Source organism: Streptomyces caeruleatus, assembly GCF_001514235.1.
GTDB classification, from domain to species: domain Bacteria; phylum Actinomycetota; class Actinomycetes; order Streptomycetales; family Streptomycetaceae; genus Streptomyces; species Streptomyces caeruleatus.
Window position 1 is genome coordinate 167,219 of sequence record NZ_KQ948930.1, and the last position, 19,586, is coordinate 186,804.

General features: G+C 70.4%; 13 protein-coding genes and 1 pseudogene. 5 read left to right on the plus strand and 9 right to left on the minus strand.

The features are described 5' to 3' along the window. Positions 1-192: 192 nt before the first annotated feature. From mmsA to AQJ67_RS21895, 7 genes and pseudogenes are all read right to left on the minus strand, one after another. A complete protein-coding gene (mmsA, locus tag AQJ67_RS21870) occupies positions 193-1,701 on the minus strand; it encodes a CoA-acylating methylmalonate-semialdehyde dehydrogenase (protein WP_062720748.1) in 1,509 nt (502 codons plus the stop codon). Positions 1,702-1,715: 14 nt separating this feature from the next. After that, positions 1,716-3,632 carry a 3D-(3,5/4)-trihydroxycyclohexane-1,2-dione acylhydrolase (decyclizing) gene (iolD, locus tag AQJ67_RS21875; protein WP_062720749.1) on the minus strand — a complete coding sequence of 639 codons (1,917 nt, stop codon included), beginning with the start codon at positions 3,630-3,632 and terminating at the stop codon, positions 1,716-1,718. 100 nt (positions 3,633-3,732) lie between these two features. Further along, positions 3,733-3,840, minus strand: a pseudogene (locus tag AQJ67_RS49470) (5-deoxy-glucuronate isomerase); the annotation flags it as partial. A gap of 34 nt (positions 3,841-3,874) precedes the next feature. After that, complete coding sequence (locus tag AQJ67_RS21880; protein WP_062720750.1) at positions 3,875-4,765, minus strand: Cgl0159 family (beta/alpha)8-fold protein; 891 nt, start codon at positions 4,763-4,765, stop codon at positions 3,875-3,877. Further along, positions 4,762-5,736: a 5-dehydro-2-deoxygluconokinase gene (gene iolC / locus AQJ67_RS21885; protein ID WP_062720751.1), complete on the minus strand. Its 975-nt coding sequence runs from the start codon at positions 5,734-5,736 to the stop codon at positions 4,762-4,764. Before iolC ends, AQJ67_RS21880 begins: the two co-directional genes overlap by 4 nt. Before the next feature lie 184 nt (positions 5,737-5,920). Next, positions 5,921-6,790, minus strand: coding sequence for a hypothetical protein (locus AQJ67_RS21890; RefSeq protein WP_062720752.1), 870 nt, complete (start codon positions 6,788-6,790; stop codon positions 5,921-5,923). 68 nt (positions 6,791-6,858) lie between these two features. Beyond that, a complete protein-coding gene (locus tag AQJ67_RS21895; RefSeq protein WP_062720753.1) occupies positions 6,859-11,331 on the minus strand; it encodes a P-loop domain-containing protein in 4,473 nt (1,490 codons plus the stop codon). Positions 11,332-11,704: 373 nt separating this feature from the next. Between AQJ67_RS21895 and AQJ67_RS21900 the strand changes: the two genes are divergently transcribed. Continuing rightward, a complete protein-coding gene (locus AQJ67_RS21900; RefSeq protein ID WP_062720754.1) occupies positions 11,705-11,905 on the plus strand; it encodes a helix-turn-helix transcriptional regulator in 201 nt (66 codons plus the stop codon). A 61-nt stretch (positions 11,906-11,966) separates the two neighbouring features. Further along, the gene (locus AQJ67_RS21905) at positions 11,967-12,533 is read left to right on the plus strand and encodes a GNAT family N-acetyltransferase (RefSeq protein ID WP_062721056.1); all 567 of its coding nucleotides are present in this window, start codon (positions 11,967-11,969) and stop codon (positions 12,531-12,533) included. Here the strand turns inward: AQJ67_RS21905 and AQJ67_RS21910 are convergent. After that, the gene (locus AQJ67_RS21910; RefSeq protein WP_062720755.1) at positions 12,514-13,557 is read right to left on the minus strand and encodes a zinc-dependent alcohol dehydrogenase family protein; all 1,044 of its coding nucleotides are present in this window, start codon (positions 13,555-13,557) and stop codon (positions 12,514-12,516) included. The genes AQJ67_RS21905 and AQJ67_RS21910 overlap by 20 nt on opposite strands. A gap of 114 nt (positions 13,558-13,671) precedes the next feature. After that, complete coding sequence (locus AQJ67_RS21915) at positions 13,672-15,924, minus strand: MMPL family transporter (RefSeq protein ID WP_062720756.1); 2,253 nt, start codon at positions 15,922-15,924, stop codon at positions 13,672-13,674. A gap of 160 nt (positions 15,925-16,084) precedes the next feature. Here AQJ67_RS21915 and AQJ67_RS21920 point away from each other — a divergent pair, with 160 nt between their 5' ends. The 3 genes from AQJ67_RS21920 to AQJ67_RS21930 all read left to right on the plus strand — a co-directional run bounded on the left by AQJ67_RS21920 (position 16,085) and on the right by AQJ67_RS21930 (position 19,373). Next, positions 16,085-16,744, plus strand: coding sequence for a TetR/AcrR family transcriptional regulator (locus AQJ67_RS21920; RefSeq protein WP_062720757.1), 660 nt, complete (start codon positions 16,085-16,087; stop codon positions 16,742-16,744). A 129-nt stretch (positions 16,745-16,873) separates the two neighbouring features. Then, positions 16,874-17,113, plus strand: coding sequence for a heavy-metal-associated domain-containing protein (locus tag AQJ67_RS21925; RefSeq protein WP_062720758.1), 240 nt, complete (start codon positions 16,874-16,876; stop codon positions 17,111-17,113). A gap of 7 nt (positions 17,114-17,120) precedes the next feature. Next, a complete protein-coding gene (locus tag AQJ67_RS21930; RefSeq protein ID WP_062720759.1) occupies positions 17,121-19,373 on the plus strand; it encodes a heavy metal translocating P-type ATPase in 2,253 nt (750 codons plus the stop codon). The last annotated feature ends 213 nt before the right edge of the window (positions 19,374-19,586 follow it).

Consider the following 19,586-nt stretch of genomic DNA (forward strand, 5'->3'; position numbering starts at 1 on the left):
CGACTGGGGGCTGAACCCGGGCCCCTCCCACGGAAGTACAGGACTGCGGTGGCGTACCACGATCGCGGTACGAAGGGCCTGGGAACTGGGTTCGGTTCGGTTCCAGCTCCTCGGAGAGTTGGAGTGCTCTCCAGCCTGGAAGGGCCGGAGACTCCCGCCTACCTCGTGGCCCGTCCGGTACAGGTGCTTGCGTCAGTGGTTGCGCGGGAAGCCGAGGTCGACGCCGGACGGGGCGTCCGCCGGATCGGGCCAGCGGGTGGTGACGACCTTGCCGCGGGTGTAGAAGTGCGTGCCGTCGTTGCCGTAGATGTGGTGGTCGCCGAAGAGCGAGTCCTTCCAGCCGCCGAAGCTGTGGTAGCCGACGGGGACCGGGATCGGGACGTTGACGCCGACCATGCCGGCCTCGATCTCCAGCTGGAAGCGGCGGGCGGCGCCGCCGTCCCGGGTGAAGATCGCGGTGCCGTTGCCGAACGGCGAGCTGTTGATCAGCGCCACGCCGTCCTCGTACGTCTCGGCACGCAGCACGCACAGGACGGGGCCGAAGATCTCGTCCTGGTACGCCTTCGCGGTGGTCGGCACCTTGTCGAGCAGCGAGATGCCGATCCAGTGGCCGTCCTCGAAGCCGGCACCTTCATAGGTATACGCCGAACCGTCGAGGACGACCTCGCAGCCCTCGGCCGCCGCGCCCGTCACGTAGGACGCCACCTTGTCGCGGTGGACGGCCGTGATCAGCGGGCCCATCTCACTCGTCGGGTCGTTGCCGGGACCGATCTTGATCTTCTCGGCGCGTTCGCGGATCTTCTCCACCAGCTCGTCGCCGATCGCACCGACCGCGACGACCGCGGAGATGGCCATGCAGCGCTCGCCCGCCGATCCGTAGGCGGCGCTCACGGCGGCGTCGGCGGCCGCGTCGAGGTCGGCGTCCGGCAGGACCAGCATGTGGTTCTTGGCGCCGCCGAGCGCCTGGACGCGCTTGTGGTTGGCGGCGGCGGTGGTGTGGATGTAGCGGGCGATCGGCGTCGAGCCGACGAAGGAGACCGCCTTGACGTCCGGGTGCTCCAGGAGGCGGTCGACGGCCACCTTGTCGCCGTGCACGACGTTGAACACGCCGTCCGGCAGACCGGCCTCCGACAGCAGCTCGGCGATCTTGATCGAGGCCGACGGGTCCTTCTCGCTCGGCTTGAGCACGAACGTGTTGCCGCACGCGATGGCCATCGGGAACATCCACATCGGGACCATCGCCGGGAAGTTGAACGGCGTGATGCCCGCGACGACACCCAGCGGCTGCCGGATCGACGACACGTCGACACGGCTCGCGACCTGCGTCGACAGCTCGCCCTTCAGCTGCACGCTGATGCCGCACGCCAGGTCGACGATCTCCAGGCCGCGCGCCACCTCGCCGAGGGCGTCGGAGTGCACCTTGCCGTGCTCGGCGGTGATCAGCTCGGCGATGGCGTCCCGGTTGGCGTCCAGCAGCGCCCGGAACCTGAACAGGATCGAGGTGCGCTGGGCCAGCGAGGACTGGCCCCAGGTCAGGTACGCCTCCTTGGCGGCGGCGACCGCGGCGTCCACCTCGTCGACCGAGGCGAACGCGACCTTCGTGGTGACCGCGCCGGTGGCCGGGTCGGTGACCGGCCCGAACGTGCCCGACGCGCCTTCGGCGGTCTTGCCGCCGATCCAGTGGTTGACGATCTTCGTCATGCCCAGTAACTCCTTCACAGATGGCGGCGTCGGGTCGAGACGTGCCGTTCGTACAGCTCACGGGCCTTGACCGTGGACGCTCGGGTCGCGGTCTCGGCCACGGGAACATCCCACCAGGCCTGCGCGGGCGGCGCGCCCGACACTGTGTCTGCCGTTTGGGTCTCGACGTAGACACAAGTGGGAGTGTCGGCCGTACGGGCCTCGGCGAGCGCCTCGCGCAGGTCGCTCACGGTCTTCGCGCGCAGCACCCGCATGCCCAGACTGGCGGCGTTGGCGGCCAGGTCGACGGGGAGCGGGGCGCCCGTGAAGGTGCCGTCGTCCGCGCGGTGGCGATACGCCGTGCCGAAGCGCTCGGCGCCGGTCTCCTGCGACAGTCCGCCGATGGACGCGTACCCGTGGTTCTGCACCAGCAACACCTTGATCGCGATTCCCTCCTGCACGGCGGTCACGATCTCCGTCGGCATCATCAGATACGTGCCGTCGCCGACCAGCGCCCAGACCTCGCGCTCGGGCGCGGCCAGCTTCACGCCGATCGCGGCCGGGATCTCGTAGCCCATGCAGGAGTAGCCGTACTCCAGGTGGTACTGGTCGCGTGAGCGCGCCCGCCACAGTTTGTGCAGGTCGCCGGGGAGGGAGCCGGCCGCGTTGATGATCACGTCCGACTCGTCCACCAGAGCGTCCAGGACGCCCAGCACCTGCGGCTGCGTCGGCCGTACGTCCGGTTCGTCGGCCTCGTAGCAGGCGTCGACGCGCTGCTCCCAGCGCTCCTTGTCCTCGGTGTACTCGGTGACGTACGAGGCGGCGACGCGGTAGGCGTGCATGTCCAGCGCGGCGGTCAGCTCCATCAGCCCGCTGCGCGCGTCCGCGATCAGGGGCATCCCGGCGAGCTTGTGGCCTTCGTAGGGCGCGATGTTGAGGTTGAGGAAGCGGACGCCGTCACCGGCGAAGAGGGTGCCGGAGGCGGTGGTGAAGTCGGTGTAGCGGGTGCCGACGCCTATCACCAGGTCGGCGGTGCGGGCGAGTTCGTCGGCCGTCGCCGTGCCGGTGTGGCCCACTCCCCCGACGTCCTGGGGGTGGTCGAAGCGCAGGGAGCCCTTGCCGGCCTGGGTGGAGGCGACGGGGATGCGGGTGACCTCCGCGAACTCGGCGAGCACCTCCTCGGCGCGGCTGTGGTGGACACCGCCGCCCGCGATGACCAGGGGCCTGCGGGCGGACCTGATCGCCCGTACGGCCTCGGCGAGTTCGGTCGGGTCGGCGCCGGGGCGGCGGACGGCCCAGGTGCGCTCGGCGAAGAGGTCGTCGGGCCAGTCGTACGCCTCGGCCTGTACGTCCTGGGGCAGCGCGAGCGTGACCGCGCCGGTCTCGACGGGGTCGGTGAGGACCCGCATGGCTTGGAGAGCTGACGGAATCAGTGCTTCCGGGCGGGTGATCCGGTCGAAGTACCTCGACACCGGCCGCAGGCAGTCGTTGACCGACACATCGCCGGCGTACGGCACTTCGAGCTGCTGGAGGACCGGGTCGGCGGGGCGGGTGGCGAAGATGTCGCCGGGGAGGAGCAGGACCGGGAGGTGGTTGACGGTCGCGAGCGCGGCGCCGGTGACGAGGTTGGTCGCGCCAGGGCCGATGGAGGTGGTCACGGCGTGGGTGGAGAGGCGGTTCGACTGGCGGGCGTAACCGACGGCCGCGTGCACCATCGCCTGCTCGTTGCGGCCCTGGTGGTACGGCATGGCGGGGGGTGTGGGGGGTGTCCCCCCACTGGACACAGCGCCGTACTCGACGAGTGCCTGGCCGATCCCGGCGACGTTGCCGTGGCCGAAGATGCCCCAGGTGGCGCCGATCAGCCGGTGGCGTACTCCGTCGCGCTCGGTGTACTGGGCGGACAGGAAGCGGACGAGCGCCTGTGCGACCGTGAGCCTCGTCGTTGAGGTCATCGGTTACCTCCGTGTGGTCCGGATGGAAGCAGATCCGCCACTTCCTTACGGCTCAGGCACCCCGTACGGCTCAGCCGCCCGGCCGCCTGCGCGCGACTCGACGTACCGGGTCGGGGACCTCCGGCGCGGGGCCGTAGCGGGCGGGGAGTCTTCGCTCGCACTTCGCTCCTGCCAAAGCAAAGCGGCTACCCGCGCCGGAGGCGTTCTGGGGGTGGAACGTACGGCTCGTGGTCATGGCGACCTCACAGCAGTCCTACGGCAGTGTCCACCGCGGCGGCAACGTCCCCGTCGGCCGGGTAGAGCAGCGAACGGCCCACCACCAGGCCCTGCACGGTGGGCAGTTGGAGGGCGCCCCGCCACTTCTCGTATGCCCCGGCTTGCTCCTCTGCGGAGCCGCCGACCTCGCCGCCGAGGAGCACGGCGGGCAGCGTGGAGGTCGCCATGACCTCGGCCATGTCGTCGGGGTTGTCGGTGACCGGCAGTTTCAGCCAGGTGTAGGCGGAGGTGCCGCCCAGGCCGGAGGCGATGGCGATGGACTTGGTGACGGCCTCGGCGGACAGGTCGTTGGTGACCTTGCCCTCGGGGGTGCGGCGGCTTAGGAACGGCTCGACGAAGACCGGGAGTCGACGTGCGGCCATGGCGTCGACGGCGCGGGCGGTGGACTCCAGGGTGGTCAGCGAGCCCGGGTCGTCGTAGGCGACGCGCAGGAGCAGCTTGCCGGCGTCGAAACGGAGGCGCTCGATGTCCTCGGCGCGGTGGCCGGTGAAGCGGTCGTCGAGCTCGAAGCTGGCGCCCTGGAGGCCGCCGCGGTTCATCGACCCCATGACGACCTTGCCGTCGAGCGCGCCGAGCAGCAGCAGGTCGTCGAGGATGTCGGCGGTGGCGAGGACGCCGTCGACGCCGGGGCGGGACAGTGCGAGGCAGAGGCGTTCCAGCAGGTCGGCACGGTTGGCCATGGCCAGGCCGCGGCCGCCGACACCGAGCGCGCCGCGGGCCGGGTGGTCGGCGGCGACGATCATCAGTCGGCCGCTGTCCCCGAGAAGGGGCCTGCGTACGCGCCGGGCGGCGGCCTCCGCTATCGCCTCGGGGTGCCGGGTGCGGGTGCGGACGAGTTCCGCGATGTCGACGGTCACTTGACGGCCCCTGCGGCGAGGGCGGCCTCGATCTCGTCCGGCGTGGGCATCGCGGAGGAGCACTCCAGACGGGAGGCGACGATGGCTCCGGCGGCGTTGGCGTGCCGCATGATCTTCTCCAGGTCCCAGCCTTCGAGCAGCCCGTGGCAGAGGGAGCCGCCGAAGGCGTCACCGGCGCCGAGTCCGTTGAGCACGTTCACGGGCAGCGGCGGGACCTCGGCCTGCTCGCCCTTGCTGTTGACGGCGAGGACGCCCTTGGGGCCCTGCTTGACGACCGCGACCTCGACACCGGCGTCGAGCAGGGCGCGGGCGGCGGCGTGCGGCTCACGGACGCCCGTCGCGACCTCCACCTCGTCGAGGTTGCCGACGGCGACGGTGGTGTGCTTGAGCGCTTCCGCGTAGAACGGGCGGGCCGCGGACGGCCCGCGGCGGGAGCCGCTGATGTCATCGCTCCAGAACATGGGGCGCCAGTCGAGGTCGAAGACCGTCGTGCCGGACTTGGCGCGGTGGGCGAGGGCCGCGAGCGTCGCCGTACGGCTGGGTTCCTCGCTCAGGCCGGTGCCGGTGATCCAGAAGATACGGGCGTCGCGGATGGCGTCGAGGTCGAGCTCGTGGGCGTCGATCTCCAGGTCCGGGGCCTTGGGCTGCCGGTAGAAGTACAGCGGGAAGTCGTCCGGCGGGAAGACCTCGCAGAAGGTGACCGGGGTGGGCAGACCGCGGACCGGGGTGACCCAGCGGTCGTCGACACCGAAGCCCTTCAGGGCCTCGTGGAGGTAGGCGCCGAAGGGGTCGTCGCCGGTGCGGGTGATCACGGCGGTCTGCCGTCCCAGGCGGGCGGCGGCCACCGCGACGTTCGTCGCCGAGCCGCCGAGGAACTTGCCGAAGGACGTGACCTGCGGCAGCGGGACGCCGGTCTGCAGCGGGTAGAGGTCCACGCCGATCCGGCCCATGGTGATCAGGTCGTACGCCATCGGTGTCCCTCGGTCTCCCTTGTCGCGGCTCCGGCGCCGATCGCGGGGTCGGCCCTCCAGGGTTTTGTAGCCCTGCCGGGGGAGGCCTGTCAATGTTTTGTCCGGACATTCGAACGAAGACCCTCGGATTTACGGCCAGGCGCCTACGAACCGCCGGCTGGTCACGTCCCAGCCGGACGGTCGCTCAGGTGACGTAGGGGGTGATGGCCGCGGCCAGGAGGCCGTTTGCCAGATACCCGCCGAATCCGTGAACGCCCAGCCCGGTGTCGCAGACGGCGTCGTCGTCGACGGGGAACACGCGGCCCAGCTTGGGCGGAACCGCCACCAGGTCTCCGGCGCCGGCGATGTTCACCCAGCGCGCCAGCCCCGAGGGCTTCGCTCCTCGCCCCGCGCGCAACGCGGGCTCCAAGCGGCGTGCCAGAGCCGGAACCCTGAGCGGCGAGCCGACCGTGACCAGCAGGTCCACCTCCAGGTCCGGGTAGGCGTGCAGCGTTTCGTAGGTGACGTACGCACCCAGCGAATGCGCGATCACCACCGCGGGCTTCTCACGCCGGATCACCCCGGACACGCGTTCGCGCACCAGACGGCGCCGCTCCGGCCAGGTCGTGTAAGCCTCCACCTCGCGCAGGTTCGCCACCAGGGTGCGCTCCAGACGGCCGATCGTCTGCTCGCGCACCGCCGCGGTAAGGACTCCGCCGCGTTCGTCCACCAGCCAGCCCAGCATCTGCCGCAGCGGGGCCAGCCCCACGTTCTGCGGATCCGCCGGCATGTCGGCGCCGGCAGCGGCCAGCCACGCCGCCACCTCCGATCGTTCCGCGGCGCTGAGATCGTCGAAGCCTTCCGGCTGCTGGAACGACTGTGGCTCCCCGGGCGCATTCCGCCGCAGCAGGTCGGCGTAGTAGGCCATCGTCATGTCGGGGACGTCCACCGCCCATTTGCTCAAGCTCTCGGCCAACCTCGGACGACAGTCCGAGACCCGCCGCGCTGCGGCTTCGTCCGGTGTCGCTTTGCGGACGTAGTTGAAGATGCCGTGCACCAGCACGATCGATGTCATCGAAGTCCCCCTGTCATCGACGGTGATTCGTCGTCACACACACTCGAACCGCGGACGGCTTCGAGGCCTCACAGGTCGCGGGGATGGCCGGGCGACTTCCAGGCATAACAGATGACCTCGCGCCCACAGACGAGAACGCCGAACTCCCCTGTCCCAGCCACCGCGATCCCCTCGTCCGGCAGGTGCAGGACCTCTTCGAGAATGAGCCGGTCCTCGGTCGCCCAGATCGCCGCGGTGTTGTCCGTGCTCACCGTGATCACCCGACTTCGCCCCCCGACCTGTACGACGGTGGCCCCATTGACCCAGTGTCCATGCGCGGTCAGTTCCTGCAGATACTCGCCGGTGAGCGGATCCCACACCCTGACGGTGGTGTCGTCGCTGGTGGTGAGGGCCAGCGTACGGTCGCGGGCATGCGCGAACACCACGCCGGTCACCCAGTCACGGTGCCCGGCCAAAGTACGTATGCGTTCACCGCTGAGGGGATCCCACACTATTGCCGTCTTGTCCTCACTGCCCGTCATGGCGAGGGGACGGCGGCCCTCCATGAAGGTCAGGGCGCACGAGGTCAGCGGTCTGGTGTGGCCATGGAGGGAGCGGAGAAACCGCCCAGAGACGACGTCCCACAGCGCAGCGCTCTTGTCCCTGCTGGCGGTGAGGGCGATGGACCGGGATCTGAGACGGCCGGCGCAAACGGCGACCACGAGCCCCGTATGGCGTCTGGCTGAGCGAAGTTGCGCGCCCGTCACAGCGTCCCAGAAGACGATCGATCCATCACCGTCCGCGGTGATGGCCAGCGATTGCTCCGGGGTGTTCGCCAGGGCGGCCCCGTGGATGCTGCTGGATTGGGTCGTGAAGGTGTGCAGACGTCGTGCCGTGGCGAGATCCCAGAGGATCGCGGTCTTGTCGTCACTGGTCGTGAGGGCAACGGCACGACCGTCGACGTCACCTGCGGCCACCGCGTTCACCCGCTTGGTGTGCGCGGTGAAAACCTGCTGGTCCTGTACGGCGAGATCCCAGACGACCCCCGTTCCGTCGTGGCACACCGTCACGGCCACCGGTTTGCCGGTTGATTCGGGGACCGCCACTGTCGTCAGGCGTTTCGTGTGACCGGCGAATTGCCGGATGTAGTTCCCGGTGTTCAAGTCCCACATGATGGCGGTCTGATCGACGCTCGTCGTGATGGCGACAGGCCTCGCGGACACCTCGGCCAAAGCGACATCCGTGACGGGGCCCACGTGCCCCTTGAGAGCGAGAGGCGGCCTTCCGGAACGCAGGACGTTGACGACCCTGTCATCCGCCGTCGCTATGAAGAGTTCTTCGCCGCGATCAAGCCCCGCCAGAACTCCCGCGCGACCGGCTACCGAGTTCCATGAACCAGAAGCCTTGCCCGTCTTCACGTCATACGCGCCGACGTGCTTTCCTTCACTCGCGGTGACGGCGTGCTCCCTGCCCATCATCGTCACCACGATCACGCTCGTCACAGCAGTGGAGCCGTGCCTGAGCAGATGTAACGCCTTCCCCGAACTCATGCTCCACACAATGGCGTTACCGTCAGCGCCCACGGTGACCACATGGGGATCTCCTCCGTTCCCGGCGACGGCAATCGCGTTGATCTTCTTGCTGTGGATCTTGGGCTTTTCCTTTTCGGCCTTTCCTTCGGTATCCGTGCTCTCCTTCCGAGAGCTGCCTTCCGGGGGCGCCTGGGGATCGGGGAAGGTGAGCAGATGCGAGCCGGTCAGGAGATCCCACGACCTCGCTGTCTTGTCCTCACTCCCCGTGATCACTGCGGGGCGGCCATCGAGTTCGGCCACGGCGAGGGCCGTGACCACCCCTTTGTGTCCGACCAGGCGGTGCATCCGCTGCCCCGTCCCCAGATCCCACACCGTGGCTGTGTCCTTGGACGCCGTGACGGCGAACGAGCGGCGGCCGTACTGTGCCACGGCGAGAGCCGTTATCTCCCCGGGATGCTGCCTGAGAGCGTGTATCTCTTCCCCGGTGTCCAGATTCCAGATGATCGCCGCTCCATCGGCTCCCGCGGTGATCGCGACTTCGAGTTGCTCACCGTTCGCTGCCCACACATGCGTTGTCACGACGTGCGTGACCGAATCCGTGTGTCCCGCCAGCGTGTGCAATCGGGCGGAACTGCCCTGGCTGTTGGTGGCCCACCGAGCAACGGCTGAGGTGACTCGGCGGTCGACGGGCAGGTTGCCCAGAGCCTCCGCCAACGACGGCTCGCGCCAGGCCGCCGCGTCCAAGGCCAACAGGCTGCGCCGTGCGCCCAGTTCATGACGGTGGCGATGATGCGTCGTGTGGGAGCGATAGATCGTCGCGATACGTGCCGAGCGGGGGTCTGTGGCCTTGTTCAGATGACGCTTGAGGTCGTCTGGGGAAACGTGCAGCAGGAAGGAGGGATCGTCCAGCAGCCCGGCCAGTTCGTCGCACGCCGCCGCATGCTCGGCGGCGTGCCGCAGCAGGTACGGGTGAGCGCGGTCCCAGTCAGGGGTGTTGTCGTCACCCGTCGGGATCGCGGCGATGAGGGCACGGTGCAGCGCGGTGAGGTCGGTGCGGCCCTTGGTGTGGTCGGTCAGGGCCTGGTGGAAGTACCGATAGAGCAGGCACTGATCGTCCTCGGGAGTGGTGCGGAGATAGAAGGCCGCCTTGGCGAGGGCGCGACGGGTGTCGGCGAGGGGGCGTGCGCTCTGGGGGCCGTCGGCCGGGTGCTGGGCCAGGGCGGCGGCGTGGATGAGGTCGAGTGGCATGCCTTGGCCGCGAGCCTGACCGAGGACGTTCAGCACTGTGCGCATCCACGGCTCCCTGTCCGCCAACGTGTTGACGTGCAGGTCGAAGACCTCCGTGATACTGCACGGCGGGGCAGCATGGGCTGGGTGGGGAGTGGTGAGGAGGTGGTTGGCGTAGAGGGAGGCCACGAGGAAGGCGCCGTGGTCGCTGTACTGGGCGAGCCGATCGGCTGTGCGGCGGACCTCGTCACGCGGAAAGCGGCGGCGCGGCAGGAGCCGGCACAGATAGGTCTCCAGATCGTCTGCGAGGACACCTCGGTCATGCGGGGTGACCGGGTCGAGGTCGAGCTCCGCGTCCGGGTGCTCGGCCAGATGCTGCTCCAGCGCGGGAAGCGAATCCCACCACTTCCTGGTCCCGACCATGACGCGGCAGCCGCCCCCGGCGGCTTCGAGAGGCAGCAGCAGGTCGTCGAGTACGGCTGCGGGGTCGGCCGCCTCGTCGAGGGCGTCCAACAGCACGAGAACGTCTCCGGCGGCGCGCAACTCGTCAAGGAGCGGCCGCACGTCTGAAGGGGGCGTTTCCTGGCGGGTACGGGCCCGGCCGGAACCGCGTTGCTGCCGAAGCTGATGTCGCAGGGAGTCGGTGATCTGCTGCAGCGTGAGCTGACGGGCGTGAACGGCGAGAACGATCTCCGGCTGCCGTGGGTCGAAGTACTCGACAACACGGGCGATGCGGTCACCGAGGGCTTCGAGTTCGGGGTGGAGTACGCACGCTGTGACGCCGAGGAGTGCGGACTTGCCGCTGCCGGGACCGCCGGTGACCACCAGTAGCCCGCCCTGTCCGGCGTTGCCGACCCATTCGTGAATACGGTCCAGCTGGGAGCGTCGGCCGGAGAAGAGAATGTCGTTCGCGGTGGGAGTTCCGGCGGCGCGCGTGGCGAAGTGCAGCGGGTCGAGATCAGGTGAGCAGCCGAGCGCGAATTCCCGCAGCCTCGGATCCATACCGGCCAGCAGGTCTCGGTGCGGCGTACGGCTGTGCGCGGGGTTTCGGAAGAACGGCTGCGGTTCGGCGTCGGCCTGGACGTGGGCGGTGCGGACGATGGTCTGCCGGGCGCGCCCCGCGGCTCGGTCTGTGCGGGCGAGGTGCCGGTCGACGGCGGTGGCGAGGGTCTCGACAGGGACGTATCTGAGGGTTGGGGTGATGTCGAGGTCGCCGTCGGCGAGCTGCTGAAGGACATGAGCAGCCGCGACGGTGAATCGGGCGCCGTAGGTGATCGCGTCGCTGGTGCAGGCGCCGATGATCCAGACGTTGCGTGGCGCGTCCTGGCGGCGTCGGGCGGCGAGGTCGATCAAGTGCTGCTGGACGAGGGCCTGACCGGCCGCGCAGACGTCCAGGAGGAACAACACGGGACGTCCGCTGTTCTCGGCCGTCTCCAGGAGTTGCCCGAAGCTGACGCAGGTGTCGGACAGCAGTTCATCACAGGCCTGACCGCCGGAGGCGGCCAGATACAGGCCCCCGCTTCGCGCCTGGACGCCGTGACCGGCGAAGTGCAGGACGAGGGTCTCCCCGGGCCCGGCCGTTCGGCGCAGCTCCTTCCACCGCTGTAACAACTCGGTCGCATCGCTCTCCAGCAGCAGTTCCCTGCTCGCCGTAGCGCCTGCCCGCTCCAACGCCGAAGCCATCTCCCGCACCGGCTCGGTCAGGGCCGGCAGTGGTGCGAACCTCGCGATCCCGTCAGCCTGTTCATCCTCGGTCTCATAGGGCTCTGGGAAGTCCCCGACTCCCGCCACAAGCACCTTCACCTGGCGCCTCCCGCCCACCCCGACCGCAAGGTTCCTCACCACACGCTACCCGGATCCACACCAATAGCCCTGTCGCGGACAAAGCCTGAGGCAACGGACCTGCCGCGACGGCTGCGCGGCCGGGCACCATGTCAACGCGCCGAGCCCTTGTATCCGCAGGCGCCTTTGCGTCAGCCGTGTCACGAAGGCCGCTTTCCTGTTACGTATGTCGCATGTACGCGGACCCTGTGTCACACCCGGCGCACAGGCCCGGTCCGCCTCCCACCGGGGGTCGTTGACGGGGCAGCAGGCTTTGTGATCGCCAGCGCAGCGCACGGTACCCCCGACGACCGGCCCAGGTCGCCGCCGCGGCGCGCGCAGGGAGGTGCAACCGATGACCGACCGAACGCTCTGGTCCTACAAGGAGATCGCGGCGCACATCAAGGTGCAGCCGGACACCGTGCGGTCGTACCGCAAGCACGGGTTGTTGCCGCCGCCGGACCATGTGGAGGGCGGCAAGCCCTTCTGGTATCCGGACACCGTGCGGACGTGGGTGGAGTCCCGCCCGGGCAACCGGGGCCGAAGGGTGGAGTGACGTCCCGGCGTGGTGAAAAACAAGCTGTGCCCCATCTGACCAGTGGGGCACAGTGCTCGTCATGCGCAGCTTCTCCGTCAAACCCACGCTCACCGGCGACAAGACCGTGCTCCGGCCGTTCACCGGGGCCGACGCCGACACCATGTGGGAGATCATCGAGGACCCCGAGGTCGAGCGCTTCACCTTCTCGCCGAACAACGAACTCACCCTGGAGCGGGTGCGTTCCTGGTACGCCTCGCTGTCCGACCGGCCCGACCGTCTCGATCTCGCCGTCACCGACCGCGCCACGGGCGAACTCGTCGGCGAGGTCGTCCTGTACGAGTGGGATCCGCATGCCCGCGGCTGCGCCTTCCGCACCCTGATCGGCCCGCGCGGCCGCGACCGTGGCATCGGCACCGAGGCCACCCGGCTCATCGTCGGTTACGGCTTCGAGCAACTCGGGCTGCATCGGATCGAGTTGGGGGCCTACGGTCACAATCACCGGGCCCTGCGGGTGTACGAGAAGGTCGGGTTCGTGAGGGAAGGGATCCGCCGGGAGGCGCAGACGAGGAACGGTGAGTGGCTGGACGAGGTGCTCATGGCCGTCCTCGACCACGAGTGGGCCGCCCTCAACTCCACGGCTCGATAACCGTCACCCCCGCCCCGGGCGCGGTCCCCATGGCCGTCAGCGCGGCCGGTACCGCGTCCAGCCCGATCGTCGACGTCACCAGCAGATCCGGCCGCAGCACACCCGCCCGGACCAACTCCAGCATGGGCGGGTAGGTGTGCGCCGCCATGCCGTGGCTGCCCAGCAGTTCGAGCTCCAGGGCGATGGCACGGGCCATGGGGACCGGTGTCGTGCCGGACGCCGACGGCAGCAGGCCCACCTGGATGTGCCGGCCCCGGCGGCGCAGGCCGTTGACGGAGGCGGCGCAGGTGGCCGGTGAGCCGAGGGCGTCCAGGGAGAGGTGGGCGCCGCCGGCGGTGAGGTCGCGGATCGCCGCCGCCGTGTCCGGCACGCCCGACGCGTCCACGCACTCGGTCGCCCCGAACCTCCGTGCCAGCTCCAGGGCCTGCGGTGAGACGTCCACCGCGACGACCCGCGCGCCCGACGCCGCGGCGATCATCACCGCGGACAGACCGACCCCGCCGCAGCCGTGCACCGCGACCCACTCCCCCGCCGCCACCCGGCCCTGCTGCACGACCGCCCGGAACGCCGTGGCGAACCGGCAGCCCAGCGAGGCCGCCGTCGCGAAGGACATCTCCTCGGGTACGGCGACGAGGTTGACGTCGGCGTGGTCCAGCGCCACGTACTGGGCGAAGGAGCCCCAGTGGGTGAAGCCGGGCTGGGTCTGGCGCTCACAGACCTGCTGGTCGCCCGCCGCACACGCGGCACAGCTGCCGCAGGCGCACACGAACGGCACGGTCACCCGGTCGCCGGGGCGCCAGCCGGTCACCCGGTCGCCCACCGCCTCGACGACACCGGCGAGTTCATGGCCCGGCACGTGCGGCAGCGTGATGTCCGGGTCGTGGCCCTGCCAGCCGTGCCAGTCGCTGCGGCACAGCCCGGTCGCCTCGACCCGCACGGTCACTCCGTGGGGAGCGGGGTGCGGGTCGGGCACCTCACGTACCTCCGCCGCTTCCCCGTACCGCTCGAACACCACTGCCCGCATGCCGCTCTCCTTCCGCCGCGCCGCACCGCTACACGGAGATCATCGCGAACGCCGGACGATCCGCCGGCCTCGGGGGCAGGCGCCCGTGCGGTCGGTGCGGCCCCGCGCCCCAGGTCAGCCGAGTGCGCTCACCTTGTCCCGCTCCGGCACGGGCGCGGTCTCCGGAGCCGGCGTCGACTCCCCCTCGCTCAGTCCGAACCGCTCGTGGAACCGTCGCAGCGGACCCGGCGCCCACCAGGTCGCCCGCCCCGTGAGGCGCATGACGGCCGGGACCAGGAGGCTGCGGACGATCATCGCATCCATCAGCACCGCCAGGGCGATCCCGAGGCCGAGCATCTTGGTGTTGGTGACCCGGGAGGTGCCTATCGCGACCATCACGACCGCGAGGATCACGGCGGCCGCGGTGATCAGCCCGCCGGTGCGCTGAAGGCCGTGCCGGACCGCCTCGTCGTGGTCGCCCGTCGCGTCGTACTCCTCCTTGATGCGCGACAGCAGGAACACGCCGTAGTCCATCGACAGTCCGAAGGCGACGCAGAACATCAGCACCGGGAGGGTCGTCTCGATCGAGCCGGTGCTGGTGAAGCCGAGCAGGCCGGACAGATGGCCGTCCTGGAAGACCCAGACCACCGCGCCGAACATCGCCGTCAGGCTGAGCGCGTTGAGCACCACCGCCTGCACCGGGATCAGCACGCTGCCGGTCAGCAGGAACACCAGCAGCAGGGTGACGATCGCGATGAAGGCGGCCGCGAGCGGCAGGCGGTCGGCTATCGCGTCCTTGGAGTCGACCAGGACCGCCGCCGCGCCGGTCACCTTGGTGTCGAACGGGGCCCGGGTGGCACGCAGGTCGTCGACCAGACGCTGGGCCGGGTCGTCGACCGCCTCGCCCTTCGGCAGCACCGTGAAGTACGCGGACTCGCCCTTCACCAGCGGCCCGTCGACCCGCAGCACCTCCGGGAGAGCGGCGATCCGCTCCTTGTACGCGGCGTACTGCGCGGGCGTCGCCCGTCCCTCGGCGAGCACCTCGAGGCCGCCTCCGGGACTGCCCGGGAAGCCGTCGCGGATGTGCTGCTGCACCACATGGGACTCGGCGCTCGACGGCAGCTGACGGTCGTCGGCGGTGCCGAACCGCACGCCCAGGAAGGGCAGTCCGAGCAGGACCAGGACGGCGGTGGTGCCCAGGGCGAAGAAGGGGGCGCGGCGCATGACGAGGTTCGCGGTGCGGGTCCAGGCCCTGCCCTCCGGCGCACCGGCCGTCGAGTCGGGCGCCTTCGGTTGTCCGCGGCGGAACAGCTTGCGCAGGTCCAGGGCGTTGACCCGGTGGCCGAGCAGGACCAGTGCGGCCGGGAGCAGGATCAGGGCGGCCGCCGCGGCCAGCAGGACCACCGCGATCCCGGCGTAGGCGAAGGACCGCAGGAAGTACTGCGGGAAGAGCAGCATCGCCGCGAGGGACACCGCGACCGTGAGGGCCGAGAAGAGGACGGTGCGGCCGGCGGTGCGCAGGGTCGTGCCGACGGCTGTGAGCGGTTCGGCGCCGGTGGCGAGTTCCTCGCGGAAGCGGCGGACGATGAACAGGGCGTAGTCGACGGCGAGGCCGAGGCCGAGGGCCGTGGTGAGGTTCATCGCGAAGACCGACACGTCGGTGACCTCGGTGAGGCCGCGCAGCACCGCGTTGGTGCCGAGGATGGCGACGATGCCGATGCCCAGCGGCAGCAGGGCGGCGACCGCGCTGCCGAAGACCATGACCAGCAGCACGAGGGTGACCGGCAGGGCGATCACCTCGGCGCGGACCAGGTCCTCCTGGATGGTCGTCTGCATCTCGTGCCGCACCGCGATCGGGCCGCCGACACTGACCTCCACCGGTCCGTGCGCGCCCCGCAGCTCGGGGGCGATGCGGTCCAGGGTCTCCCCCGCCTGCTTCTCCTCGCCGGTGATGCGGGCGGCGATCAGCGCCTCGTGGCCGTCCTCGGCGCGCAGGGCGGGAGCCGCCGAGGCGTCCGCCTGCCAGTAGGAGCCGACCCCGGTGACGCCTTTCTCCTCGGCGAGGCGCGCCACTATGCGCCGGGCCTCGGCGGCGACCGCGGGGTCGTCCACGGAGGCGTCGCCCGCGTCCACGAGGAGCAGGAGGTTGGGCTGGGAGGCGGGGAACTCGCGCTCCAGCGCCTTGGTCGCGTACGTCGACTCGGCGTCCGGGTCCTCCCAGCCGCCGCTGCCCAGCCGGTCGGCGACGCCGCTGCCGGCCAGCACGGCGAGCGCGGTGATCACCAGGGCCACGAGCAGCGACAACCGCGGCCGGGCCGTCACGAAGCGGGTCCAGCCTCCGGGGCGGGGCGGCCCTGCGGCACCGGGTGGCCTGTTGACTTCGGTCATCGTGCGGTGTCCCCTCACCCTGATCCGTGCCGTTCACAACCGGGCAGCATGGAGCCGCCACTGCCATAGACTGACAAACACGAGACATCGCTCGTGTTCTCCAAGAATGCGAGCGGCCACTCGCGTGTGTCAATCGCGTTCGGAGAGCTGGGGATAACTCGTGTCCGCCAACCAGGAGAAGGAGCGGCCGCGCCGGCGTCAGGCCCGCGGCGAGCGCCGTATCGTCCAGTTGCTCGAGGCCGCGGCCGCCGTCTTCACCACCACCGGCTACACGGCCGCCAGCACCAACGCCATCGCCCGCGAGGCGGGCGTCTCGCCGGGCACGCTGTACCAGTTCTTCCCGAACAAGGAAGCCATCGCGATCGAGCTGGGCGAGCGGCTCATGCGCGAGATGCGCGAGGCGTACGGCGAGGCGCTCGCCCCGGTCGACCCGACGACCCCGCTGGAGGAGGCGGTCGGCGCGGCCGTCGACCGGTTCATCGCCTTCAACTGCGAGCACCCGGTGTTCTTCGCGCTGATGCACGGCCCCGACATCCCCGGCCGCATCGCCGAGGAGCACGACGCCCTGCACGCGACCCTGCTGTCCCGGATCGAGGACCTGCTCTCCTCGCTCCTGCCCGACGCCGCCCCGGCCGCCCGCGTCCGGACCTCCCACATATGCCTGGGCCTGTACAAGGCGGGCCTGGAGCTGGTCCTCGCCCACGAGGGCGCCGAGCGGGACGCCTACGTCCAGGAGCTGAAGCACGTCCTGACCCGCTACCTCGAACCAATGGTGGGGGCCCGGCCGGGCCACCCCGCCCCGACCCGGGCGGCGACGTGACATCCGACGCCCACGCCGTGCCGTCAGGCGCCGACCTGCCTTGGAGAAATACCCCGTAGGGGTATACCGTGGTAATGGAGGGACCCCGCGGGTCCCGTCAACCCCACATGCCTCGACGAGGAGAACGACATGACCGCGCAGACCGACACCCCGGGTTCCGTCACCACCGTCTACAAGGTGAGCGGCATGAGCTGCGGACACTGCGAGGGCGCCGTCTCCGGTGAGCTCTCCGACCTCCCCGGTGTCAGCTCGGTGAAGGCCGTCGCCTCCACCGGCGAGGTCACCGTCGTCTCCGCCGCGGCGCTGGACGAGGAGGCCGTGCGCGCGGCCGTCGACGAGGCCGGCTTCGAACTGGTCGCCAAGATCTGAGCCCGAGATGCCCCGCACCACCGACGAACCCGCGATAGCCCAGGCAGCCGAGGTCGAGCTGCTCATCGGCGGTATGACCTGCGCCTCCTGCGCCGCCCGCGTCGAGAAGAAGCTCAACCGGATGGACGGCGTCACCGCCACGGTGAACTACGCGACGGAGAAGGCGGAGGTCAGCTTTCCCGCGGGCGTCCAGGTCGCCGACCTGATCGCCACGGTGGAGAAGACCGGCTACACGGCCGGGGAACCGCCTCCCCCGCGACCCGAGCCGCAGGGGCCCCAGGAGGACCAGCAGGCTCCTGAGGACGCCGAACCGGCCTCCTACCGGCGCCGCTTCACCGTCTCCGCCCTGCTCGCCGTACCCGTCATCCTGCTGTCGATGATCCCGGCCCTGCAGTTCGACAACTGGCAGTGGCTCGCGCTCGCCCTCGCCTCGCCGGTCGTCGTCTGGGGCGGGCTGCCCTTCCACCGGGCCGCGTTCACGAACGCCCGGCACGGCGCGGCCACCATGGACACGCTGATCTCGATGGGCACGCTGGCGGCGTACGGCTGGTCGCTGTGGGCGCTGTTCCTGGGCGACGCGGGCATGAGCGGCATGCGCGACGACTTCGAGTTCACGGTCGCGCGCGTGGACGGCGCCTCGCAGATCTACCTCGAAGTGGCCTCCGGGGTCGTCACCTTCCTCCTCCTCGGCCGCTGGCTGGAGGCGCGCGCCAAGCGCCGCGCGGGGGCCGCGCTGCGGGCGCTGATGGAACTGGGCGCGAAGGACGTGGCCGTGCTGCGGGACGGCAGCGAGGTCCGCGTGCCGGTGGACCGGCTGGCCGTCGGCGACCGGTTCGTCGTACGGCCCGGCGAGAAGATCGCCACCGACGGCACCGTCGTCGAGGGCGCCTCGGCGGTGGACGCCGCGCTGCTGACCGGTGAGTCCGTGCCGGTGGACGTGTCGGTCGGGGACGCGGTGACCGGGGCGACCGTCAACGCCGGGGGCCGGCTGGTCGTCGAGGCGACCCGGGTCGGCGCCGACACACAGCTCGCGCGGATGGCGAAGCTGGTGGAGGACGCGCAGAACGGCAAGGCCGAGGTGCAGCGGCTGGCCGACCGGATCTCCGCGGTCTTCGTACCGACGGTCATCCTCCTCGCGGTCGCCACCTTCGGAGCCTGGCTCGCCGTCACCGACGACACCGTCGCCGCGTTCACCTCGGCCGTCGCGGTACTGATCATCGCCTGCCCGTGCGCGCTGGGCCTGGCCACGCCGACGGCCCTCATGGTCGGTACGGGACGCGGGGCGCAGCTCGGCATCCTCATCAAGGGTCCCGAGGTGCTGGAGTCCACGCGCCGGGTCGACACCGTCGTCCTGGACAAGACCGGCACGGTCACCACGGGCCGGATGACCCTGCAGAAGGTGTACGTCGCCGAGGGCGCCGACGAGGAGGAGGTGCTGCGGCTCGCGGGCGCCGTGGAGCACGCCTCCGAGCATCCCGTCGCGCGGGCCGTCGCCGCGGGCGCACAGGAGCGGGTCGGGCGGCTGCCGGAGGTCGAGGGCTTCCAGAACGTGCCCGGGCGGGGCGTACGCGCACGCGTGGAGGGCCGTGACGTGGCCGTGGGGCGCCTCTTCGACGTGCTGCCCACCGGGCTGGCCCGCGCCAAGGAAGAGGCCGAGAGGGACGGTCGTACGGCTGTCGTGGCCGGCTGGGACGGAACCGCGCGGGGCGTGCTCGCCGTCGCGGACGCGGTGAAGGAGACCAGCGCCGAGGCGGTGCGCGAGCTGCGGGCACTGGGGCTGACTCCGGTGCTGCTGACCGGGGACAACCGGGCGGTCGCCGAGTCGGTCGCCCACGCGGTCGGTATCGACGCCGGTCAGGTGATCGCGGAGGTCCTGCCCGAGGAGAAGGTCGAGGCGGTACGGCGGCTGCGGCGCGAGGGGCGGTGTGTGGCCATGGTCGGCGACGGCGTCAACGACGCGGCCGCTCTTGCCACCGCTGATCTGGGTCTCGCCATGGGGACGGGGACGGACGCGGCGATCGAGGCGAGCGATCTGACGCTGGTGCGCGGTGATCTACGGGTGGCGGCGGACGCCATCCGGCTGTCGCGGCGGACGCTGGGCACGATCAAGGGCAACCTCGTGTGGGCCTTCGGGTACAACGTCGCGGCGTTGCCGCTGGCCGCGGCGGGGTTGTTGAACCCGATGATCGCGGGGGCCGCGATGGCGTTCTCCTCGGTGTTCGTGGTGTCGAACAGCCTGCGGCTGCGGACGTTCCGGTGAATTCGTAGTAAGAACCCCACCGGGCCCCTCTGGAGTCCGGCGCCCAGCTCACATAAGCTCTTCACAAGGCTCGCGCATCATCCTTACGCTTGGGCCCCGATCGCCATATCGGGCCTCTTGCGTATCTAACGGACATATGCAAGAGACGCAGATCACAGTGATGTGAACGTAACCATCGAAGGGGTTCGAAGGTCTAAGTTGACGATGTCAGGC

Bases quoted from the DNA above. Each gene is read 5' to 3' on its own strand.
- mmsA (WP_062720748.1), bottom strand. From the start codon at position 1,701: ATGACGAAGATCGTCAACCACTGGATCGGCGGCAAGACCGCCGAAGGC.
- iolD (WP_062720749.1), bottom strand. From the start codon at position 3,632: ATGACCTCAACGACGAGGCTCACGGTCGCACAGGCGCTCGTCCGCTTC.
- iolC (WP_062720751.1), bottom strand. From the start codon at position 5,736: ATGGCGTACGACCTGATCACCATGGGCCGGATCGGCGTGGACCTCTAC.
- AQJ67_RS21890 (WP_062720752.1), bottom strand. From the start codon at position 6,790: ATGACATCGATCGTGCTGGTGCACGGCATCTTCAACTACGTCCGCAAA.
- AQJ67_RS21900 (WP_062720754.1), top strand. From the start codon at position 11,705: ATGACCGACCGAACGCTCTGGTCCTACAAGGAGATCGCGGCGCACATC.
- AQJ67_RS21905 (WP_062721056.1), top strand. From the start codon at position 11,967: ATGCGCAGCTTCTCCGTCAAACCCACGCTCACCGGCGACAAGACCGTG.
- AQJ67_RS21910 (WP_062720755.1), bottom strand. From the start codon at position 13,557: ATGCGGGCAGTGGTGTTCGAGCGGTACGGGGAAGCGGCGGAGGTACGT.
- AQJ67_RS21915 (WP_062720756.1), bottom strand. From the start codon at position 15,924: ATGACCGAAGTCAACAGGCCACCCGGTGCCGCAGGGCCGCCCCGCCCC.
- AQJ67_RS21925 (WP_062720758.1), top strand. From the start codon at position 16,874: ATGACCGCGCAGACCGACACCCCGGGTTCCGTCACCACCGTCTACAAG.
- AQJ67_RS21930 (WP_062720759.1), top strand. From the start codon at position 17,121: ATGCCCCGCACCACCGACGAACCCGCGATAGCCCAGGCAGCCGAGGTC.